The organism is Planococcus sp. ISL-110 (genome assembly GCF_018613575.1).
GTDB lineage: Bacteria > Bacillota > Bacilli > Bacillales_A > Planococcaceae > Planococcus.
In genome coordinates this window covers 65,620-84,876 of record NZ_JAGGPX010000002.1, presented here as the reverse complement: position 1 = coordinate 84,876, position 19,257 = coordinate 65,620, and the positions used below count along the sequence as shown (strand labels likewise).

The window sequence follows — 19,257 nt, the reverse complement described above, 5'->3', positions numbered from 1 at the left end:
GATGTACAAAAAAGTATTGCTGGCTGTAGATGGGTCTGATCATTCAATCCGCGCAGCGAAACAAGCAGTCAAAATCGCAGCGCCTTCACCGGATGCTCAGGTAACCATTGTATTTGTAGCGGATCACGCTAATGCAAAAAATGAAGTGCTGCACAGCGGCAGTTCAATGGAGCTGGATCTTAAACGCAGAAAAAAAATTCAGCCCATTGAAGAAACATTGGCAGCTGGACAAGTGAAGTACAAGGTGGAAATCCTTCACGGCACACCGGGTCCAGCAATTGTCGAATATGCCAATAAGGAAAAATTCGATATTCTGATCATCGGCAGCCGCGGGTTGAACGGGCTGCAGGAAATGGTTCTGGGCAGTGTCAGCCATAAAGTAGTAAAACGTGCAAATTGTCCAGTTTTGATTGTAAAATAATAGAAGAACAAAAGAGCTCTAAAAGGGCTCTTTTTTCTTTGGAGGAGGGCAGTAATGCATAGAACAACTGGAAGACAAAAAATGATCAATAAAGAAGGCGTGATCTACACACCATTTTATTACGGCTGGCTGATTGTCGTTCTTGCGGGACTGTCTCACTTCTTCTCGGGGCCGGGGCAAACCTATTCAAATGCCATATTTATCGACTACTACATCGAAGAATTCGGCTGGAGCCGCTCAGCAGTTTCCGGTATCTATTCCTCAGCGACACTGCTTGCTGGTTTCCTGCTGTTTATCGTAGGCAGGATGATCGATCGTATAGGCGCCCGTAAAATGGCGATCATTGTATCGATCCTTCTGGCGGCGGCCAGTGTATTCAATAGCATGGTGGTCAACTCAGCGATGCTGTTCATCGGTTTTTTCGCTATCCGGCTGTTTGGCCAAGGATCGATGTCGCTTGTTCCAAATGCGTTGGTACCGCAATGGTTTATCCAAAGACGGGGCCGTGCGCTTAGTTTGGCGGCGCTTGGCGGTATGATCGGTTCTGCGGCTTTTCCGCTGATCAACGTATGGCTCATTGAAGCATATGGCTGGCGGACTGCCTGGCAAATCCTAGGGGCTTCCATTATCCTTATTTTTACACCTTTGGCATTCTTGTTTATCCGGAACCGTCCGGAAGATATTGGCTTAAGCCCGGATAATGGACCGTCTTTAAGCAAGCAGGAGCATCAAAAGCAATTGTCTTCAGACATCAGCTGGACTGTGAAAGAAGCGAGGAAGACCCGTACCTTCTGGCTGCTGCTGTTTTGTGTCGCTGTTCCTGCATTAGTCAATACGGGTATGACTTTCCATCTGGTTTCCATCTTTTCGATTCAGTCACTAGCTCCGGAAACTGCAGCGACTGTCTTGAGCCTGATGGCAGTCATCGGGTTTCCGGTCACTTTTCTGGCAGGATACCTGCTCGATAAAATTCGGGTGCAGTGGATGCTGGCAGCGGTTTTTGCAGGGGAAATCGCGTCAATCTTCCTGCTGAAAGAAGCTGATGTATTTTCAGGAGCGATTCTTTTTGCTGTCGTATGGGGCTTTATGCTGGGCATCGAACGGGTTACCCTCAGCGTCGTGTGGCCCAATTATTTCGGCCGCCAATACCTTGGCAGCATCACAGGCATCTCTATGGCCATTATGGTAGTGGGTTCTGCACTCGGTCCGCTTCCGTTCGGCTTGTTCTTTGATTTCTTTGGCGGATATGAAGAAGTGCTGTGGGGGATCATGATTTTCCCGTTCCTTGGCATATTTGCCGCTTTGCTGGCAAAGCCACCGAAAAAAGAGCATTTAGAAGCGATGTAACTGATTATTCTACAGCTAAACAATACAGGAGCTATATTTGAAGAGAAAAAACTATGATGCACCCCGAGAGTTAGAGTTGAAAAACTAACTTTCGGGGTATTTTTATAGGGAAGTATTCAATGGAATTGCAATTGCGCGTTGGCAGGGAAATAAACAGAACCTCCCAAGAAGAAATTTCTGCATAGATTCTCGATAATTTGATTTTATAATACAAGTAAAAAATCTGGATAACAGAAAAGGGGTGGTCCCATTGGAACAGAATAAAGGAAAACACCATAATCACACCAAGCATCACGATGAAACAACGATTCAGGAAGAGGAGGCTCATCCTGAATCCACAGGGAACGGCTCTCATGAGCATCAGGGACATGAGGACATGGTGGAAGATTTCAAAAAGCGCTTTTTTGTCTCATTAGCTCTTACTATTCCGATTTTGGCATTGTCTCCGATGATTCAGCATTTCATGGGAGTCGACTGGCGTTTTGAGAACGATCTGTATATTTTATTTGCCTTATCGACTATTGTGTTCTTTTATGGAGGCTGGCCATTTTTAACCGGGGGCATCGGCGAGTTGAAAGATAAAAATCCCGGTATGATGACATTAATTGCTTTGGCTATCACCATTGCCTATAGCTATAGTACATTGGTGGTCTTCGGCTGGGACGGCAATCAGCTTTATTGGGAACTAGCAACACTTGTCGTCATCATGCTGCTCGGCCATTGGATTGAAATGCGTTCCATTATGGGTGCTTCGAATGCTTTGGAGCAATTGGTGAAATTGATGCCGAGCGACGCACATAAATTGGACGAACATAATCAAGTCCAGGAAGTCCCATTATCCGAGATCCGCAATAAGGACCGGGTACTGGTAAAACCGGGTGAAAAAATTCCAGTTGATGGATTGATCATGGAAGGAAAGTCAACAATCGATGAATCGATGCTGACAGGAGAGTCCGTACCTATCGATAAAACAGAAGGTGATGGTGTCATTGGGGGATCGGTGAACAAAGAGGGATCTCTAGTTATCGAAGTAGAGAAAACAGGGGAAGAATCGTATTTGTCCCAAGTCATCACGATGGTAAAAGAAGCACAGGAATCCAAATCCAGAACACAGGATTTGACCAATCGTGCTGCCAAGTGGCTGTTTTATTTGGCTTTAGTGGCCGGATTTGTCACTTTATTCGCGTGGCTGTCGTTTGGGTACTCGTTTGATATCGCCATTGAGCGGATGGTTACGGTTATGGTCATCACCTGTCCTCATGCTTTGGGTCTGGCAGCGCCGTTGGTAGTTGCCGTCTCCACTTCGATTTCTGCAAAAAAGGGGCTCCTGATCCGGAACCGTGCGGATTTCGAAGGAGCACGGAATCTGGATGCGGTGGTGTTCGACAAAACCGGCACACTGACAAAAGGGGAATTCGGTGTGACGGATATTGTTTCTGAAAGCGGCTATACTGATGAAGAGTTGCTGCAATTGGCAGCGGCGATTGAACAAAATTCAGAGCATCCGATTGCTGCAGGCATCGTTACATCCGCCAAACAAAAAGAAGTCTCGATCGGCCAAGTGAGCGATTTCGAATCGATTACCGGGAAAGGCATCCAAGGGACTGTGGACGGGAAAAAAGTCAACGTTGTCAGTCCAGGTTATGTGAACAGCAATGGGTTAAGCTACAATCAGAATCAGTTTAATAGATTATCAGAAGAAGGAAAAACGGTTGTCTTCGTTCTTGTGGAAGATCAGCTTGCCGGTATGATTGCTTTGGCTGATATTGTCCGGGAAACAGCAAAAGAAGCTGTGGCGGCCCTTAAGGCAAAAGGCATTCATTCAATTATGCTGACTGGTGATAATCAGAAAGTGGCAGATTGGGTAGCGAAGCAAGTAGGCATCGATGAAGTCTATGCGGAAGTGCTGCCAGATGACAAAGCCAATCAAATCAAGAAGATCAAAGAAAAAGGATTGAGAGTGGCGATGACAGGAGATGGTGTGAACGATGCACCGGCACTTGCAACAGCCGATCTTGGAATTGCCATCGGAGCTGGAACGGATGTAGCGATGGAAACGGCCGATGTGGTGCTTGTGAGGAGCAATCCGAACGATGTCGTGACACTCATCGACCTGTCCAAAAAAACCTACCGGAAAATGGTCCAGAATTTATGGTGGGCGACCGGCTATAATATTGTTGCCATCCCACTGGCTGCAGGTGTCCTGGCGCCTTGGGGAATTATAATCAGCCCGGCAATCGGTGCAGTCTTCATGAGCCTGAGTACCGTTATTGTCGCCATCAATGCCAAGCTGCTAAAAGCGTAAGATATGTAATAGTGAGAATTTTGCGGGGCAGTTTGATGGATGGTTTACCGATCGTTTAGCCTCGTTAAATGAAAACGCCGATTTCCTACTGGCAATAGGAAATTGGTGTTTTTTTGTGGAAAGAAGGCTTTTTTCAACTGGGTGGTTTATGATATGAAGTAAAAAGGAGAGGTCATATGAAAAAAGCTAAAATTTGTTTTATTGGGGCTGGCTTACATTCAACGACGAATATTTACCCAGCGGCAATTGAAGCGGGAGCGGAAATCCAAGCGATTGCCACGCGCAGTTTCGAGCGATCCCGGAATACGCTTCAGCGAATGGGGAGCGAGGGCGGCGCTTATGATGATTACAGGCGTATGCTGGAAACGGAAGAATGTGCAGGTGTGGTGGTCGTTGCCCAGCCCGAAGACCATGCTTCACTCGTTCTGGACTGCATCAAGGCAGGAAAAAATGTCTTTGTCGAAAAACCCCTTGGCATGTCTGATGCGGAAGCGGCGGAAATTGCAAAAGCAGCTGAAACGGGCGGAGTACAGGTGATGGTTGGGTTTATGAAGCGCTATGCGCCAATTTACCAAAAACTCAAAGAAGTGATTGATAGCGGAACGCTCGGCACTGCGCGTTCTTTCCAGGCGCGTTTTGCTGTCGATAGCACATTGTTTTGCGAGAATGACGAGCAGTTCATGAAATTTGCAGCGCTCGATATGGTGGATCTTGTGCGGTTCTTGTTCGGTGAAGTGGTGGAAGTAAAAGGTTTCAAAAACAGCAGTGAAGAGTTTATTTCACATAGCATTTCATTGAAGTTTGAAACGGGCGTTGTTGGCAGCCTGTATTTCAGCGGCATGACCGCCTGGACGCGCGAGAGTGAGAATATCACGGTGACATTCGATGAAGGATTCGCTTTTGCAGATGAAATCAATGCATTGACCATCCACAAATCACAGCATCATGAAGAACAGCCATGGCAATCAATCGAAGAAGCGGACATCCATTATAAGCCATCCGCAACACCGATGTCCGGAGCCTACCGGGACCTGTACCTTCGGGGATTTGTTGGTGAAATGTCCCATTTCCTTGAATGCTGCAGCACAGGCGAGAAGCCCTTATCGAATGCACGCGACAATGTTAAAACGATGGCACTTTGCGACCGGATCTTAGATAGTCTTTCATAAAATACTAAATACCTTCTTGTTTTTACCGTATTTTGTTTGTGGTCTTGGAGGTATGGAATAAGACAAGGTAAATCAGCATTACGCAGAATCTGATTGACAGTAGAAAAGCACAGCCGGCATTTTATAGCCGGCTGTGCTTTTCTACTGTTTTCGGAAGCGAATCTTTCTTTTGCCTATTCCGAACTTTCACATATCACTTTGATGTTTTTCAGGGTATGGGCGGCGGAAATTCGGCCTAGCCGTTCGTAGATGAGCTGGTCTGTAATTTTTCCGAACAGGTCATCGGGGATATAGCTTTCGATTTCAAAGGTAAGCTCAGTACCTGAGTCTTTTGCTTCGTAATAACTTGAATGTTTGGCATTGAAGCTTCCGCTTAGCATGCCGGTCCATTTTGCGGTACTGCCCGTAATTTCGCATTCAGTGACTTGAATGGTTTCCAGAAAATGCATGCCCATGATGGCGTAATCCGCTTCAACCACGGTTCCGAGCTCGCCGTTACCGTCAATTTTTTTTGGAGAAGCCAAATTATTATAGAAATGTGCCCAGTTTTCAGGATTGATGGTATAGTAAAAGACTTTTTCAAGTGGAGCATTGATGAAGATGGTCTGTTTTGTGTTCGCCATGCGTTCATTCGCCTCCCAAATTGTAAGATTATTTCAGTTTCATTATACTACGAGGAAATCAATGAAGTGCAAAATCTTTTTCCACAAGTTTTTACTCCTCAGTTTGCGTTTTAAATAAGGGGAAAGATGGTATTGAAATATGCTCAGCATTTGCATGATTATAAATTATATCTCGAAGGCGCATTTTTATTTGTTCGCCTGCTTTTTCTCAACCGCCAACAGGAAAGGCGGTGAATGCTGTTGGTTGATGAATTCGTATTTCAGGACGTCGAATGATTTTTGCGGCAGCGCGGATACGAATTCCAGGACAGCATCGCGTTCTTCGCTGCCCCCTTCATGGCCGCTGTACACCACGACCAACAGCAAGCCATGGATTGTCAGAAGCTCCAGACATTGTTCGAGGGCTGACAAGGTGCTCTGCGCTTTTGTGATGATACTGTGGTCGCCTTTCGGTAAATAGCCGAGATTGAAGACAGCTGCTGAAATCGGCTGGGTGACGTAATCCTTGATTTTGGCGTGGCTGTCATGGACGAGCTTGACATGCTGGAACTCCTTGACCCGTTCAGTGGTCGCTCGGATCGCTTCTTCCTGGATATCAAAGGCAAATACTTTTCCTGTGGCCCCGGTCAATCCGGCAAGGAAATGGGTGTCATGGCCGTTGCCGGCGGTGCCGTCGACCACGCAGTCTCCTTGTGAAATGGTCTGCTCGAGAAGAAACTTTGTATAAGGCAAAACACGCTGCAGTGTCATAGCGTCACGCTCCCTGCAGCTGATTTTCCCTGCCAGCTCTCACGGCGCTCTAATTCAGCGTCAATGCCGTTCAGAACTTCCCATTTATTGGCGCTCCACATCGGGCCAATCATCAGGTCGATGGGACCGTCGCCGGTGATGCGCTGGACAACCATCTCAGGCGGCAGCACTTCGAGCTGGTCCGCCACCAAATTGATGTATTCCTGTTTTTCCAGAAATTCGACCATTCCTTTTTCGTATTGCTTGACCATCGGTGTGCCTTTCAATAAATGGAGCAAGTGAATCTTGATGCCTTGCACATCGAGCTTGGCCACTTCACGGGCGGTCTCCATCATCATGTCCCGGTCTTCCAGCGGCAAACCGTTGATGATGTGGGTACAGACCCGGATACCACGCTTGCGCAATTTCGTGACCCCTTCGACATATGCCTCGAAATCATGGGCGCGGTTGACCAGCAGGGCTGTCCGTTCATGGACAGTTTGAAGGCCTAACTCTACCCACAAGTATGTCCGTTCGTTCAGTTCCGCCAAGTAATCGACAACATCATCCGGCAGGCAGTCGGGGCGCGTAGCGATGCTTAAGCCGATGACATTCTCTTGCGCCAGTGCCGCTTCAAATTTTTCCTTGATGACCGGCAACGGAGCATGTGTATTGGTATAAGCCTGAAAATAAGCCATATATTTGGCATCTTTCCATTTTCGGTGCATTTTTTCTTTTATTTTGTCGAATTGCTCAGGAATCGAATCCACACGGTCACCGGCAAAATCACCGGAACCTGCAACACTGCAAAACGTGCAGCCCCCGTGTGCGACCGTGCCGTCACGATTCGGGCAATCAAAGCCCGCATCCAGAGCGATTTTCATGACCTTAAAGCCGAAATGGTCACGCAAGTGGCGATTCCATGTATAGTAGCGTTTTCCATCAGATGAAAAAGGAAACTCTGTATTCACTCCAAACAACTCCTCTTTCAACATTGTAGCATGTCGACAAAACTGGCAACAATGACCGACAATACAGACCCTATTTATTAAGAATATTGCGTTTACATCAATAGTTTGTTTAAATTGAAATGGAAGCGTTTTATTAATCGATTTTCAGTTGATAAGGTAGAGGAGGCATAATGGAATGAAACCGATTTACAGTTCTGCAAAAGAAGCAGTTGAACAGATTCAGGACGGCGCTACGATTATGGTAGGCGGGTTCGGATTAGTGGGAATACCTGAACAGTTGATTTTGGCACTTGTTGATAAAGGGGTCACCGACCTGACCGTCATTTCCAATAATTGTGGAGTGGACGAGTGGGGTTTGGGCCTGTTATTGAAAAACAAACAGATTAAAAAAATGATCGGTTCTTATGTAGGCGAAAACAAAGAGTTCGAGCGCCAGGTGTTATCGGGCGAAATCGAAGTGGAATTGACGCCGCAAGGAACACTTGCTGAAAAAATGCGCGCAGGCGGAGCGGGGATTCCTGCATTCTTTACACCGGCCGGCGTGGGAACAACGGTTGCAGAAGGCAAGGAAATCCGTGAATTTGATGGCAAAGAGCATGTTCTTGAACATGCTTTAAAAGCTGACTTTGCGCTCGTACGGGCATATCAGGCCGATAAGATGGGCAACTTGGTTTACAACAAAACGGCACAGAACTTTAATCCGCTGGCTGCAGCCGCTGGACGGGTCACCATCGCGGAAGTGGAAGAAATCGTGGAAATCGGCGATATCGATCCGAACCATGTTCAGACACCAAGTATTTATGTTCAGGGCTTGCTTCAGGCAGATCAGGAAAAACGGATTGAACGTTTAACGACGCGCACTGTTTAGGAAAGGGTGGAGAAAATCGTGGACAAACAATTAGTTAGAGAACGAATTGCAAAACGGGCCGAGAAAGAAATCAAGGACGGCGATTACGTGAACCTGGGAATCGGCATGCCGACCCTGGTTGCCAATTTCATTTCCGAAAACAAAAGTGTCGTGCTTCAATCAGAAAATGGACTTTTGGGAATTGGGCCTTATCCGACAGAAGATCAGGTGGATCCAGACTTGATCAATGCCGGAAAAGAAACAGTTACCACTATTCCAGGATCTGCGTTCTTTACCAGCGCTGAGTCTTTCGCAATGATCCGCGGCGGCCACATTGATGTGGCGATTCTCGGCGGCATGGAAGTGGCTGAAAATGGTGATTTGGCAAACTGGATGATTCCAGGCAAAATGATCAAGGGCATGGGCGGTGCGATGGATCTGGTCCATGGCGCTAAAAAAGTCATCGTCATTATGGATCATGTTTCCAAGGACGGTTCAGCCAAAATCAAGAAACAATGCGATTTGCCGCTGACAGGAAAAGGCGTGGTCAATAAAATCATCACAGAACGCGCTGTGATTGAAGTGACAGATGCAGGGCTCGTTTTGACGGAGGTATTCGAAGGCTTCACGGTTCAGGATATCATCGACTCGACCGATGCGTCGTTGAATACGGACAATGTCAAAGTCTCATAGGCTATTGCCAAAAAACGGCGATTCGTCTAAAATGAAGACAATAACCAATGACAGTGAAGAGGACTAGTAGTTTGTGTGTTTTCCACAGAGAGCCGGCGGATGGTGCAAGCCGGCAAAACACACAATTGAACTCGCCTTGGAGTCCGTGTATGTGAAACCAAGTAAGATACACCGTTTTCCGCGTTAAGGAGTCAAGTTGAGCGAGCAGTCGCTAATTTGGGTGGTACCGCGGGAAAACTCCCGTCCCTTATTTATGAGGGACGGGAGTTTTTATTTTGAGGAGGAACAGGAAATGACATTCAAGCACAAGCTAGTTGAGAAAAAATGGCAGAAATATTGGCAAGACAACAAAACGTTCAAAATGGTGGATGATCCATCCAAGCCGAAATTCTATGCATTGGACATGTTCCCATATCCTTCAGGCGCCGGGCTTCATGTCGGACATCCGGAAGGCTATACGGCTACGGATATTTTGAGCCGTGTAAAACGCATGCAGGGCTATAACGTCCTTCATCCGATGGGCTGGGATGCATTCGGTCTTCCGGCAGAGCAATATGCACTGGATACTGGAAATGATCCGGCAGAATTCACTGCTAAAAATATTGCGACGTTCAAGCGCCAGATCCAGGAACTTGGATTTTCCTATGACTGGGACCGCGAAATCAATACAACGGATCCTTCCTACTATAAATGGACGCAATGGATTTTCATCCAATTGTACAATAAAGGCCTTGCTTATGTAGATGAAGTAGCAGTCAACTGGTGTCCTGCACTTGGCACGGTTTTGGCCAACGAAGAAGTGATCGACGGCAAATCAGAACGTGGCGGCCATCCGGTCGAACGCCGCCCGATGCGCCAATGGGTGCTTCGCATCACTAATTATGCAGATCGTCTGCTTGAAGATTTGGATGATCTTGATTGGCCGGAGAGCCTGAAAGATATGCAACGCAACTGGATCGGCAAATCTGAAGGGGCGGAAATGGAATTCCAGGTTGCTGATACGGAGCATTCTTTCCGTGCATTCACGACACGCCCAGATACGATTTTCGGCGCGACTTATGCTGTATTGGCTCCTGAACATAAATTGGTGGCAGCTATTACGACAACTGAACAAAAACAAGCTGTCGAAAAATACATTGATGACGTCAAGACGAAAAGTGATTTGGAGCGCACCGATTTGGCGAAAGACAAATCAGGTGTCTTCACAGGTGCTTACGCGACCAATCCAGCCAGCGGCGAAAAAATGCCGATCTGGATTGCCGATTATGTCCTGGCTACTTACGGGACAGGCGCGATCATGGCAGTCCCCGCTCATGACGAGCGCGATTACGAGTTTGCCAAGCAATTCAATTTGCCGATTGTGGAAGTCGTTTCAGGTGGCAATATTGAAGAAGAAGCATACGCGGGCGACGGGGAATTGATCAATTCTGATTTCCTTAACGGCTTGAATAAAAAAGATGCCATTGAAAAAGCCATCGACTGGCTGGTTGACAAACAGGTTGGCGAAAAGAAAATCACGTTCCGTCTGCGCGATTGGCTGTTCAGCCGTCAGCGTTACTGGGGCGAGCCGATTCCAATCATCCACTGGGAAGATGGCACGATGACACCGGTTGAAGATAAAGACCTGCCATTGATGTTGCCAGTGACGACAGATATCAAACCGAGCGGCACCGGTGAATCACCGCTTGCCAATATCGACGAATGGGTCAATATCGTCCATCCTGAAACCGGCATGAAAGGGCGCCGCGAAACCAACACGATGCCGCAATGGGCAGGCAGCTGCTGGTATTACCTGCGCTTTATCGATCCAAACAATGACGAAAGGCTGGCCGATCCGGAACTGTTGAAACGCTGGTTGCCGGTTGATGTCTATATCGGCGGAGCCGAACACGCCGTGCTTCATTTGTTGTACGCACGTTTCTGGCATAAAGTGCTTTATGATATTGGTGTGGTATCGACTAAAGAACCCTTCCAGAAGCTGTTCAACCAAGGGATGATTTTGGGTGAAGGCAATGAGAAGATGTCGAAATCAAAAGGTAATGTCGTCAACCCGGACCAGATCATCGAAAGCCACGGAGCAGATACATTGCGCATGTACGAAATGTTTATGGGTCCTCTGGAAGCTTCGATTGCCTGGTCGACAAACGGCTTGGACGGCTCCCGCCGGTTCCTTGACCGCGTTTGGCGCCTGTTGATGGACGAAGAGCAATTGAGTGCAAAAGTCACCGATGCCAACGACGGCAAGCTGGAGAAAATTTATCACCAAACCGTTAAAAAAGTGACGGACGATTTCGAAGGAATGCGTTTCAACACAGCCATTTCGCAAATGATGGTCTTTATCAACGAAGGCTATAAAGTCGATTCGATCCCGAAACAATATGTGGAAGGCTTTGTGAAATTGCTGTCGCCGATCGCACCTCACGTAGCAGAAGAGCTATGGGAGAAATTGGGCCACGAAGGATCAGTCGCTTACGAAAACTGGCCGCAATACGATGAGTCGAAATTGGTCGATGATGTCGTAGAAGTCGTGGTGCAAGTGAACGGCAAAGTGAAAACCAAGCTGACGATCGCCAAAGACAGCACGAAAGAACAGCTGGAAACGGCAGCGCTCGCGGACGAACATGTCCAAAAAGCAGCAGATGGCAAACAAGTACGCAAAGTCATCGTCATCCCAGGGAAATTGGTCAACATTGTAGTAGGGTAAAAAGAAAAGCGGAGTCTTCCGGTAGCCCCGACAGGCTTAAGGCGGTCTGGCGAAGCGGTGCATTTTGCCGCACAGCCGGGCAGACTTAAGACCCCGAGGGGCTGGAAGACGGAGTCTGGACAAAAAGAAAAGCGGAGTCTTCCGGTAGCCCCGACAGGCTTAAGGCAGGCCTACAAAATATGAATAATAAAAAGAGAGACAGACTGGCAACTTGCCAGTTTGTCTCTCTTTTTGTCTATAGGCTTAGATTTTAAAAATTTGTATTTTTCAAACAGCTTCTGCCGCTTTAGGCAAGGCTCCCGCAAGAAGCCGGGAAAACACCCGTTTTCTTGCTCCGCCCAGCCCGTGGAAACATACTAACATTAGTAGCACAAACCATGGCCATGGTTTGTGCTACTATTTTTTTGTAGAAGTGGAGTGAAGTCGTGAGGACGCGGGGATCTGAGAATCCGAACCAGGAAACCGACTCGCTTCACACCCTTATCCGAATCAGGTTAGTATGTTGGGTCCCGAGAGACCGTATAAGAAAGTGGAATCGATAAGGCACTGTGAAGGCTTCTATGAAAACAGAACAGGAGGAAAAGGATGAAGTATGTGATTGCGTTTGACGTCAGTATGGGAAAAAGTGCCATGGTGGCCTTATCGCAAGATCGAGTGGAATTTCAGGTGCTTAGGTCATTCCCTGGAATTGGGGATCAAACTGCTGTCCAGATCATCGCAGAACTTGGTGACATCCGCCGGTTTCAGAATGCCAAGCAACTTAACGCGTATATCGGCATCGACATCCGTCGCCATCAGTCGGACAAACTCCAGTACCAGGACAAAATCAATAAACGGGGAAACAAGCGGCTGCGGACCATGATTTCCCTCCGCAAAAAAACGCACAACACCATTGCCGACCATTACGACCAATTAAAAAAGCAACCCAATGGAAAGCCCCATCAGGTTGCAGTGATCGCCTGTGTGAATAAGTTCGTGAAAGTTGCATTTCACCTTATTCGCCACGGGCTTCTTTACCAGTACGAATCCGGCAAAGCTTCGTAAACACAATTCCCTTTCACTATAGCACAGAAAACCTGGTGAAAAAAACAGGAATCGCCAGGTTTTTTTGGCATGCCCTTTTTGGCACGATCAGATAGCTTGTAGTGCAGGTGCATGACTCCTGCGGGAATAGCGAGACGACCGAGACCCCGCAGGGAACGAAGTGGACGAGGAGGCTTGGGCGCGAGCCCGCGGAAAGCGTGCACCGGAACGAAAAGCAATCGTTCCTCAGCCCACTCCCTCTATTTTTTAATAAACTACGAGAAAAAACTTGACTGCAGATAAGAAAGCGTCCGCCTGGAACGATTTCTTCAAATAATTACATAGAATCAGTGGTGCTTGCATGTGGCCGCTTAAACTCCGCTTTCTACCTGGCTTTCCTTCGCGAATCGCGCTGCACTTTGGCCGGCGACGTTGCCCGTCACGAGTGCAGAAGTGATGTTGTAGCCGCCGGTATAGCCATGGATATCCAGGATTTCGCCGCAGAAATACAAGCCCGGTTTCTTTTTAGAAGCCATTGTCTTCGGTTCGATTTCTTTGATGGAAACGCCGCCTCCAGTGACAAAGGCCTTTTCAATCGGCTGTGTGCCGTTTACAAACATCGTAAAGGCGGTCAACTGCTGCGCAAATGCCCGCACTTTATCACTTGGCAGTTCCGGGCCGGTCAATTGAGGATCGATATCCACACGTCCCAAAAGGAACAGCAGCCACCGTTCTTGTGCTAAACTCTTCCAGACATTTTTCACTGATTTTTTCGGTTCATCCTTCATCATCTTAACGAGCAGCTGAAAAGCGGATTCCACATTTTCATCCGGCAGGGAATTGATGCGCATTTCTACCGGCTGTCCGCCGTTTTTCTTCATTTCTTTGACGACATACTGGCTGCAGCGCAATACAGCGGGTCCGCTCAATCCGAAATGGGTGAACAGCATGTCCATCTGATGCGTCACGAGCACCTTGCCTTTTTTGTTCAGAACCGTCACGGCTGCGTCACGCAGCGCCAGTCCCTGAAGTTCCCGGCTGACGATAAAAGCTTCCTTCGACAGCAATGGGACCTCGGTCGGGTAGAGGTCGGTGACGGTGTGTCCCGCTTTTTCCGCCCACGGGTAGCCATCTCCTGTAGAGCCGGTTTGCGGTACTGCCTTGCCGCCAACTGCCACGACGATTGCTTTGGCTGTGTATTCTTCGCCTGTGTGAAGCCGAGCGCCTGTTATATGTTCATCGGTCATCAATAGTTTTTTAACGGGTGAATCGAGCAACACCGTAACGTTCAGCCGGTCCATTTCCTTGAACATGGCGTCGGCCACATCCTGTGCACGGTTGGAGACCGGGAACATCCGGCCATGATCTTCTTCCTTTAAAGCGACGCCAAGGCCTTCGAAAAAGGAAATGATGTCTTCGTTATTGAATACGGAAAACGGGCTGTGCAGAAAACGGCCGTTCCCCGGAATATGTTTCACAATTTCGTCAAGAGGCAGGCGGTTGGTCACGTTGCAGCGGCCACCACCGGAAATGATTAACTTTTTCCCTAATTTCTTTCCTTTTTCGATCAACAAAACCTTTTGGTTGTTGGAAGCTGCGGCAATTGATGCCATTAAGCCGGAGGGACCCCCGCCGATAATTATAACGTCATACATAAAATAAGAACTCGCTTTCGTTTTTCTCTCAGTATACACGATGATGCGAAACTCGTTGAGTAATTTCTTCTATAGGTGTAAACTATCGTGTAGATTGCTTTTATCATGAACAAGTCAGGAAGTGCAAAATGTCATCATTAATCAAGGGTACAGCCATCTTAACCTTGGGTTTATTTTTATCGAAAATCCTTGGCGTTATTTACATCATCCCGTTCTACAGCATGGTGGGAGAAGACAATATCGGTCTTTATCAATACGCATACATACCGTATAACCTGATGCTGGCGCTGGCCATTTCAGGAGCTCCGATCGCTTTCTCGAAATTTACCGCTAAATACAATTCCCTCGGAGATTATGAAACCGGAAGGAGATTATTAAAGTCTGGCCTATTGACGATGATGGTCACCGGCTTTGTTTCTTTTCTGTTGCTTTATCTCTTTGCGGAGCCGCTTGCCCGCATCACCATTTCTGAAGATGAAAGAATTTATTCTGTTGGAGATGTCACAGAAGCGATCCGCTGGGTCAGCTTTGCGCTGATCGTCGTGCCGTTCATGAGTCTTTGGAGAGGTTTTTTCCAAGGCTATAATTACATGATGCCGACGGCCGTTTCGCAGTTAGTCGAGCAGATTGTCCGCATCATTTTCCTTTTGGGCGGAGCTTTTGCGGTCATTTATATTTTTGACGGCACACCGAAAACAGCGATTCAGTTTGCTGTATTGTCTGCGGCCGTCGGGGCACTGGGCGGAATCGTCACTTTAGCTTATTTCTGGAAAAAGAAAAAGCCGGAATACAATCGCCTATTAGCCAATTCAGTTGAATCTTATGACGTTAAATTACGTGATATGTATAAAGAGATTTTGGTTTATGCGATTCCCGTCATTTTCCTTGGAATTGCCAACCCTTTATTTCAATTTGTCGACTTGATGACTTTCAACCGGGCAATGAGCTCTGGCGGCAATGTCTCGGATATCGACTTGCTCGGAATTCTGAACTTGACTGCCCATAAGCTGGTCATGATTCCCGTCATGCTGGCTACCGGTTTTTCAATGGCCTTGATTCCGTTGATCACCAAGCATTTTACACGCAATGAGCATCTCCAGGTGTCGCGGACACTCGACCAATCGATACAGGTCATGTTGTTCCTGACATTGCCAGCGGTAATCGGCATGACGATGCTGTCCGATGAGCTGTACCATGTGTTCTATGAAGTCAGCGAAGTGGGCTCTGAAATTTTGGCGCATTACTTGCCGGTAGCCATTCTTTTTGCGGCTTTCCCAGTAACGGCATCAATCCTGCAGGGCATCAATAAACAAAAATGGATCATCATCAACTTGTCTACCGGCCTGCTGCTGAAAGCACTCCTGAACACACCGCTGATCGAGCGTTTTGAAACAGACGGTGCGATTGCAGCAACCATCATCGGTTATTTGGCGGCGATCGGCATGAACATGCTGGTCATCGTCAAAGCCATGAACTACCGTTCGCAAATGGTGGGAAGACGCGTCATCCTGATCGTCATCTTGAATTTGATCATGGCGGGAGCGGTTTACCTTGCATTGTCCGGGTTAGATCTGTTTATCGGTATGGACAATAAGTTGCTGTCATTGCTGCGTATTATTCTGGTCGGCGGCGTCGGGACAATCGTTTATGGTTACCTTGGACTGAAGACCGGCTTGGCACAAAAGTTGCTCGGCTCAAAAATAACAAGAATTTCCCGGAAATTCGGTTTTTAGGAGTGACACCATGCGCATAGATAAATTTCTTTCCAATATGGGCTACGGCTCCAGAAAAGAAGTCAAGATTCTGCTGAAAACAAAAGCGGTGGAAGTGAACGGTGAAATCGTCCGCGACCCGAAAGTGCATGTCGACGAGCATGCCGATCAGGTGCTGGTGGGCGGAGAAGCTGTCGCCTATACCGAGTTCATCTACCTGCTGATGAATAAACCGCAGGACGTCATTTCGGCGACAGAAGACAAATACGATCAGACGGTCATCGACTTGCTGGCAGAGCAAGAGCGGCATTTCGAGCCGTTCCCGGTAGGGCGCCTGGATAAAGATACCGAAGGGTTCCTGCTGCTGACCAATGACGGCAAATTGGCACATGAATTGTTGTCGCCCAAAAAGCATGTAGATAAAACTTATTATGCGTTGATTGAGGGAAAGGTTACAGAAGAGGATGCTGAAGCATTTGAGAAGGGCGTGGCGCTTGACGACGGCTATGTCACGAAGCCGGCTAGCCTCAATATTCTCGAAAGTGGACCTGTTTCCAAAATTGAATTGACCATCACAGAAGGCAAATTCCATCAAGTCAAGCGGATGTTTGAAAGCGTCGGCAAACGCGTGATTTACTTAAAGCGTTTATCAATGGGGCCGCTGAGTCTCGACCCGGATCTTGAGCTCGGGGAATACCGCCACTTGACGGAAGAAGAAGTAACTAGTTTAAAACAGAGAAACTTCTAACAAGCCGTGGTTTTCCGAAGCTTACCGCGGGCTCGCGTCCAAGCCTCCTCGTTCGCTTTGCTCCCTGCGGGGTCTCGGCCGTCTCGCTTTCCCGCAGGAGTCGAGCGGACGCTTCTCCAAACCACTTCATGAACGCTTTCTTCTTTGAATCTAGCTGAAGGCGGCGACTCCAAAGGGAGCAACGAAGCGACGCGAGCTGGAGCCACTGGACTGAGCAGAGCGAAGAGAGCGGCAGAAGCCGTGTCCGTGTAACGCGTCCGCCTGGAGCGCAGGATCCGTTATAAATATAATGTAATAACACGATGCAATGTGTAATCATTTTGTAAAAGGCATAACTATTCTTTTGTCTAAAAGCTAAACAAAGAAAATGACCGCATAGCTGCGGTCATTTTCTTTGTTTAGGAAATCTTTTTAGGACGTCATTTTCACTTTCCGTTGCGTCGTTGTCCATTTGCCTCGAGTTGGACTGATCACCAAGTCGTTAAAGGCTAACACATTCAAATCTCTTTGAATGGTGCGAGGAGTGATGCCGAATTCGTCGACAAGATCTTGCGTCGTTACAGTCCCGTTTTCGAGAATGTACTTATACATATCTTTAATTCGAATGAGCATGCGATCGGTTGTTGGTTTCATATAAATAGAACCACTCCTTCATCTTTTTTCCCATTGGCAAAGACTAGCGGACGATATGCTGAGGTTTATACAGCAGGTTTATGATAGATGCCAAAGACAGCCCCTTTTCCTAAAAAGATGTGTCAATCTAACTAGTCTGACAATTTGATTATAGCGGAAAAACATTTCGAATTCTAGGATTTCCCTTTAATTTTACGTAAAAATAACAATCGAAAGACAGAATTTTTTGTGTTAATTGGCAGTTAATTCTTTAATTTATTGAAAAAAGGTGTACAATAGCCATAACAAAAGGGAGTGTGAAACATGGATTGGCTGTTAGAAGCAAACAAACGCAAAGAAACCATGCTGAGTGAATTGCAGCAGTTAGTGGCGATTCCCAGTGTATTGAGTGAAGAAACAACGCCAACAGCTCCTTTTGGAAAAGAAGTCAAGCAGGCATTGGATTGGTTTTTACAAAAAGGAAGAGCACGGGGTTATTCTGTAAAAAATGTCGCGGACGTCGCAGGACATCTTGAAATCGGACAAGGGGAAGAGCTGCTCGGAATTTTAGGGCATGTCGATGTTGTTCCGGCAGGTGAAGGTTGGACTAAAAACCCGTTCGGTGGAGAGCTCCAGGATGGCCGCCTGTATGGTCGCGGAGCCATCGATGACAAAGGCCCGACCATCGCGGCATGGACCGCGCTGAACATGCTGAAGGAGGCGGACGTGGAATTCACGAAGCGGGTCCGCCTGATTATCGGCACAGATGAAGAAAGCGGCTTCCGCTGTATGGATCGCTATTTCCAGACAGAAGAAATGCCCGCCATCGCCTTTGCACCGGATGCGGATTTTCCCATCATCAATGCTGAAAAAGGCATTGCCAGTCTGGTCTTTTCGACGTTCTCGATGCATGAGGACGCGGTTCTGGAATCGTTTATTGCTGGTCACCGGACCAATATGGTGCCCGATAAAGCAACAGCTATTTTAAATGGTCAGCTTTCGGAATGGCAGGAGGATTTCAAGGAGTTTTGCCAAAAACACGAGGTAACAGGCGTGGCAGAACAGCATAACGCTTCAACCGAATTGACCTTGAATGGAAAATCGGCCCATGCAATGGAGCCTGAAAATGGCGTCAATGCAGGAGTTCTCTTGGCTCTGTTCTTAAAAGATCGGCTGGAAGGCGATGGCCAGAAATTTGTGGGATTTGTCGCTGACACGTTCTATCAGGATTCACGGGGACGCAATCTTGGTCTTAATTTTACGGATGAGGAGTCCGGGGAAACAACATTTAATGCCGGAATCATCCGTTTTGAGAAAAAGAAGACCGCGACCATCACAGTCAGCATGCGGTATTCTATTAGTTATCCATTTGAAGAAAAGATTGCTGCTTATCAGTTGAAGGATTTTGTACTGGACATTGCGTCCAATTCTCCACCTCATTATGTGGACGAAAACGATCCGTTCATCAAGACGCTGCAAAGCGCATATGAAACGCAGACCGGCAACACAGCAGATCTACTGGCGATTGGTGGAGGCACCTATGCGCGTGTATTGGACAAAGGTGTAGCATTCGGCATGCTGTTTCCTGGCGAACCGGATGTTGCGCATCAAGCGGATGAATTTGTCGACATCGACAATTTAGTTAAAGCCACTGCAATCTACGCAGAAGCGATTTATCAATTGGCTTGCAAAAAATGA

15 protein-coding genes, 1 pseudogene and 1 other annotated feature are annotated in these 19,257 nt (G+C 47.4%); of the genes and pseudogenes, 11 read left to right on the top strand and 5 right to left on the bottom strand.

All coding sequences use genetic code 11. The features are described from left to right. The first annotated feature begins 1 nt into the window (after position 1). The 4 genes from J7I83_RS00420 (at position 2) to J7I83_RS00405 (ending at position 5,242) form a co-directional block, all read left to right on the top strand. On the top strand, positions 2-421 hold the full coding sequence (locus J7I83_RS00420) for a universal stress protein (RefSeq protein ID WP_215098710.1): 420 nt from the start codon (positions 2-4) through the stop codon (positions 419-421). A gap of 54 nt (positions 422-475) precedes the next feature. Then, complete coding sequence (locus tag J7I83_RS00415; protein WP_215098709.1) at positions 476-1,768, top strand: MFS transporter; 1,293 nt, start codon at positions 476-478, stop codon at positions 1,766-1,768. A gap of 448 nt (positions 1,769-2,216) precedes the next feature. Beyond that, on the top strand, positions 2,217-4,073 hold the full coding sequence (locus tag J7I83_RS00410; protein WP_483313400.1) for a heavy metal translocating P-type ATPase: 1,857 nt from the start codon (positions 2,217-2,219) through the stop codon (positions 4,071-4,073). Between the two features lie 176 nt (positions 4,074-4,249). Then, complete coding sequence (locus J7I83_RS00405; protein WP_215098708.1) at positions 4,250-5,242, top strand: Gfo/Idh/MocA family protein; 993 nt, start codon at positions 4,250-4,252, stop codon at positions 5,240-5,242. A gap of 173 nt (positions 5,243-5,415) precedes the next feature. Here the strand turns inward: J7I83_RS00405 and J7I83_RS00400 are convergent, their stop codons facing one another. The 3 genes from J7I83_RS00400 to mnmL form a co-directional block, all read right to left on the bottom strand. Beyond that, on the bottom strand, positions 5,416-5,865 hold the full coding sequence (locus tag J7I83_RS00400) for an SRPBCC family protein (protein ID WP_215098707.1): 450 nt from the start codon (positions 5,863-5,865) through the stop codon (positions 5,416-5,418). A gap of 186 nt (positions 5,866-6,051) precedes the next feature. Next, positions 6,052-6,615 (bottom strand): tRNA 5-(aminomethyl)-2-thiouridylate-methyltransferase MnmM, encoded by a 564-nt coding sequence (gene mnmM, locus J7I83_RS00395; RefSeq protein ID WP_215098706.1) that lies wholly within the window; start codon positions 6,613-6,615, stop codon positions 6,052-6,054. Beyond that, positions 6,612-7,589, bottom strand: coding sequence for a tRNA modification radical SAM protein MnmL/YtqA (mnmL, locus tag J7I83_RS00390; RefSeq protein WP_215098705.1), 978 nt, complete (start codon positions 7,587-7,589; stop codon positions 6,612-6,614). Before mnmL ends, mnmM begins: the two co-directional genes overlap by 4 nt. 151 nt (positions 7,590-7,740) lie before the next feature. Here mnmL and J7I83_RS00385 point away from each other — a divergent pair, with 151 nt between their 5' ends. From J7I83_RS00385 to J7I83_RS00370, 4 genes and pseudogenes are all read left to right on the top strand, one after another. Continuing rightward, the gene (locus tag J7I83_RS00385) at positions 7,741-8,433 is read left to right on the top strand and encodes a CoA transferase subunit A (protein WP_215098704.1); all 693 of its coding nucleotides are present in this window, start codon (positions 7,741-7,743) and stop codon (positions 8,431-8,433) included. Between the two features lie 18 nt (positions 8,434-8,451). Further along, positions 8,452-9,105 carry a 3-oxoacid CoA-transferase subunit B gene (locus tag J7I83_RS00380; protein WP_215098703.1) on the top strand — a complete coding sequence of 218 codons (654 nt, stop codon included), beginning with the start codon at positions 8,452-8,454 and terminating at the stop codon, positions 9,103-9,105. A 44-nt stretch (positions 9,106-9,149) separates the two neighbouring features. Further along, positions 9,150-9,356 (top strand) — a binding site (T-box leader). Positions 9,357-9,397: 41 nt separating this feature from the next. Beyond that, positions 9,398-11,809: a leucine--tRNA ligase gene (gene leuS / locus J7I83_RS00375; RefSeq protein ID WP_215098702.1), complete on the top strand. Its 2,412-nt coding sequence runs from the start codon at positions 9,398-9,400 to the stop codon at positions 11,807-11,809. A gap of 630 nt (positions 11,810-12,439) precedes the next feature. Then, a pseudogene (locus tag J7I83_RS00370) lies at positions 12,440-12,853 on the top strand (transposase); the annotation flags it as partial. 350 nt (positions 12,854-13,203) lie between these two features. On the opposite strand, the gene J7I83_RS00365 reads toward J7I83_RS00370, so the two are convergent. Further along, positions 13,204-14,487 (bottom strand): BaiN/RdsA family NAD(P)/FAD-dependent oxidoreductase, encoded by a 1,284-nt coding sequence (locus J7I83_RS00365; RefSeq protein ID WP_215098701.1) that lies wholly within the window; start codon positions 14,485-14,487, stop codon positions 13,204-13,206. Between the two features lie 128 nt (positions 14,488-14,615). Between J7I83_RS00365 and J7I83_RS00360 the strand changes: the two genes are divergently transcribed. Both J7I83_RS00360 and J7I83_RS00355 read left to right on the top strand, forming a co-directional pair. Further along, a complete protein-coding gene (locus J7I83_RS00360; protein ID WP_215098700.1) occupies positions 14,616-16,220 on the top strand; it encodes a putative polysaccharide biosynthesis protein in 1,605 nt (534 codons plus the stop codon). A gap of 10 nt (positions 16,221-16,230) precedes the next feature. Further along, a complete protein-coding gene (locus J7I83_RS00355) occupies positions 16,231-16,947 on the top strand; it encodes a pseudouridine synthase (protein WP_215098699.1) in 717 nt (238 codons plus the stop codon). A gap of 411 nt (positions 16,948-17,358) precedes the next feature. Here the strand turns inward: J7I83_RS00355 and J7I83_RS00350 are convergent, their stop codons facing one another. Further along, on the bottom strand, positions 17,359-17,580 hold the full coding sequence (locus tag J7I83_RS00350) for a DeoR family transcriptional regulator (RefSeq protein ID WP_146557686.1): 222 nt from the start codon (positions 17,578-17,580) through the stop codon (positions 17,359-17,361). A 303-nt stretch (positions 17,581-17,883) separates the two neighbouring features. Between J7I83_RS00350 and pepV the strand changes: the two genes are divergently transcribed. Beyond that, positions 17,884-19,257, top strand: coding sequence for a dipeptidase PepV (pepV, locus tag J7I83_RS00345; protein WP_215098698.1), 1,374 nt, complete (start codon positions 17,884-17,886; stop codon positions 19,255-19,257).

What these genes read in the sequence shown, in the direction of transcription:
- J7I83_RS00350 (WP_146557686.1), bottom strand. Translation starts at nt 17,580, where the DNA reads ATGAAACCAACAACCGATCGCATGCTCATTCGAATTAAAGATATGTAT.
- J7I83_RS00360 (WP_215098700.1), top strand. Translation starts at nt 14,616, where the DNA reads ATGTCATCATTAATCAAGGGTACAGCCATCTTAACCTTGGGTTTATTT.
- mnmM (WP_215098706.1), bottom strand. Translation starts at nt 6,615, where the DNA reads ATGACACTGCAGCGTGTTTTGCCTTATACAAAGTTTCTTCTCGAGCAG.
- mnmL (WP_215098705.1), bottom strand. Translation starts at nt 7,589, where the DNA reads ATGTTGAAAGAGGAGTTGTTTGGAGTGAATACAGAGTTTCCTTTTTCA.
- J7I83_RS00400 (WP_215098707.1), bottom strand. Translation starts at nt 5,865, where the DNA reads ATGGCGAACACAAAACAGACCATCTTCATCAATGCTCCACTTGAAAAA.
- leuS (WP_215098702.1), top strand. Translation starts at nt 9,398, where the DNA reads ATGACATTCAAGCACAAGCTAGTTGAGAAAAAATGGCAGAAATATTGG.
- J7I83_RS00420 (WP_215098710.1), top strand. Translation starts at nt 2, where the DNA reads ATGTACAAAAAAGTATTGCTGGCTGTAGATGGGTCTGATCATTCAATC.
- J7I83_RS00385 (WP_215098704.1), top strand. Translation starts at nt 7,741, where the DNA reads ATGAAACCGATTTACAGTTCTGCAAAAGAAGCAGTTGAACAGATTCAG.
- J7I83_RS00365 (WP_215098701.1), bottom strand. Translation starts at nt 14,487, where the DNA reads ATGTATGACGTTATAATTATCGGCGGGGGTCCCTCCGGCTTAATGGCA.
- J7I83_RS00410 (WP_483313400.1), top strand. Translation starts at nt 2,217, where the DNA reads ATGATTCAGCATTTCATGGGAGTCGACTGGCGTTTTGAGAACGATCTG.
- J7I83_RS00405 (WP_215098708.1), top strand. Translation starts at nt 4,250, where the DNA reads ATGAAAAAAGCTAAAATTTGTTTTATTGGGGCTGGCTTACATTCAACG.
- pepV (WP_215098698.1), top strand. Translation starts at nt 17,884, where the DNA reads ATGGATTGGCTGTTAGAAGCAAACAAACGCAAAGAAACCATGCTGAGT.
- J7I83_RS00415 (WP_215098709.1), top strand. Translation starts at nt 476, where the DNA reads ATGCATAGAACAACTGGAAGACAAAAAATGATCAATAAAGAAGGCGTG.
- J7I83_RS00355 (WP_215098699.1), top strand. Translation starts at nt 16,231, where the DNA reads ATGCGCATAGATAAATTTCTTTCCAATATGGGCTACGGCTCCAGAAAA.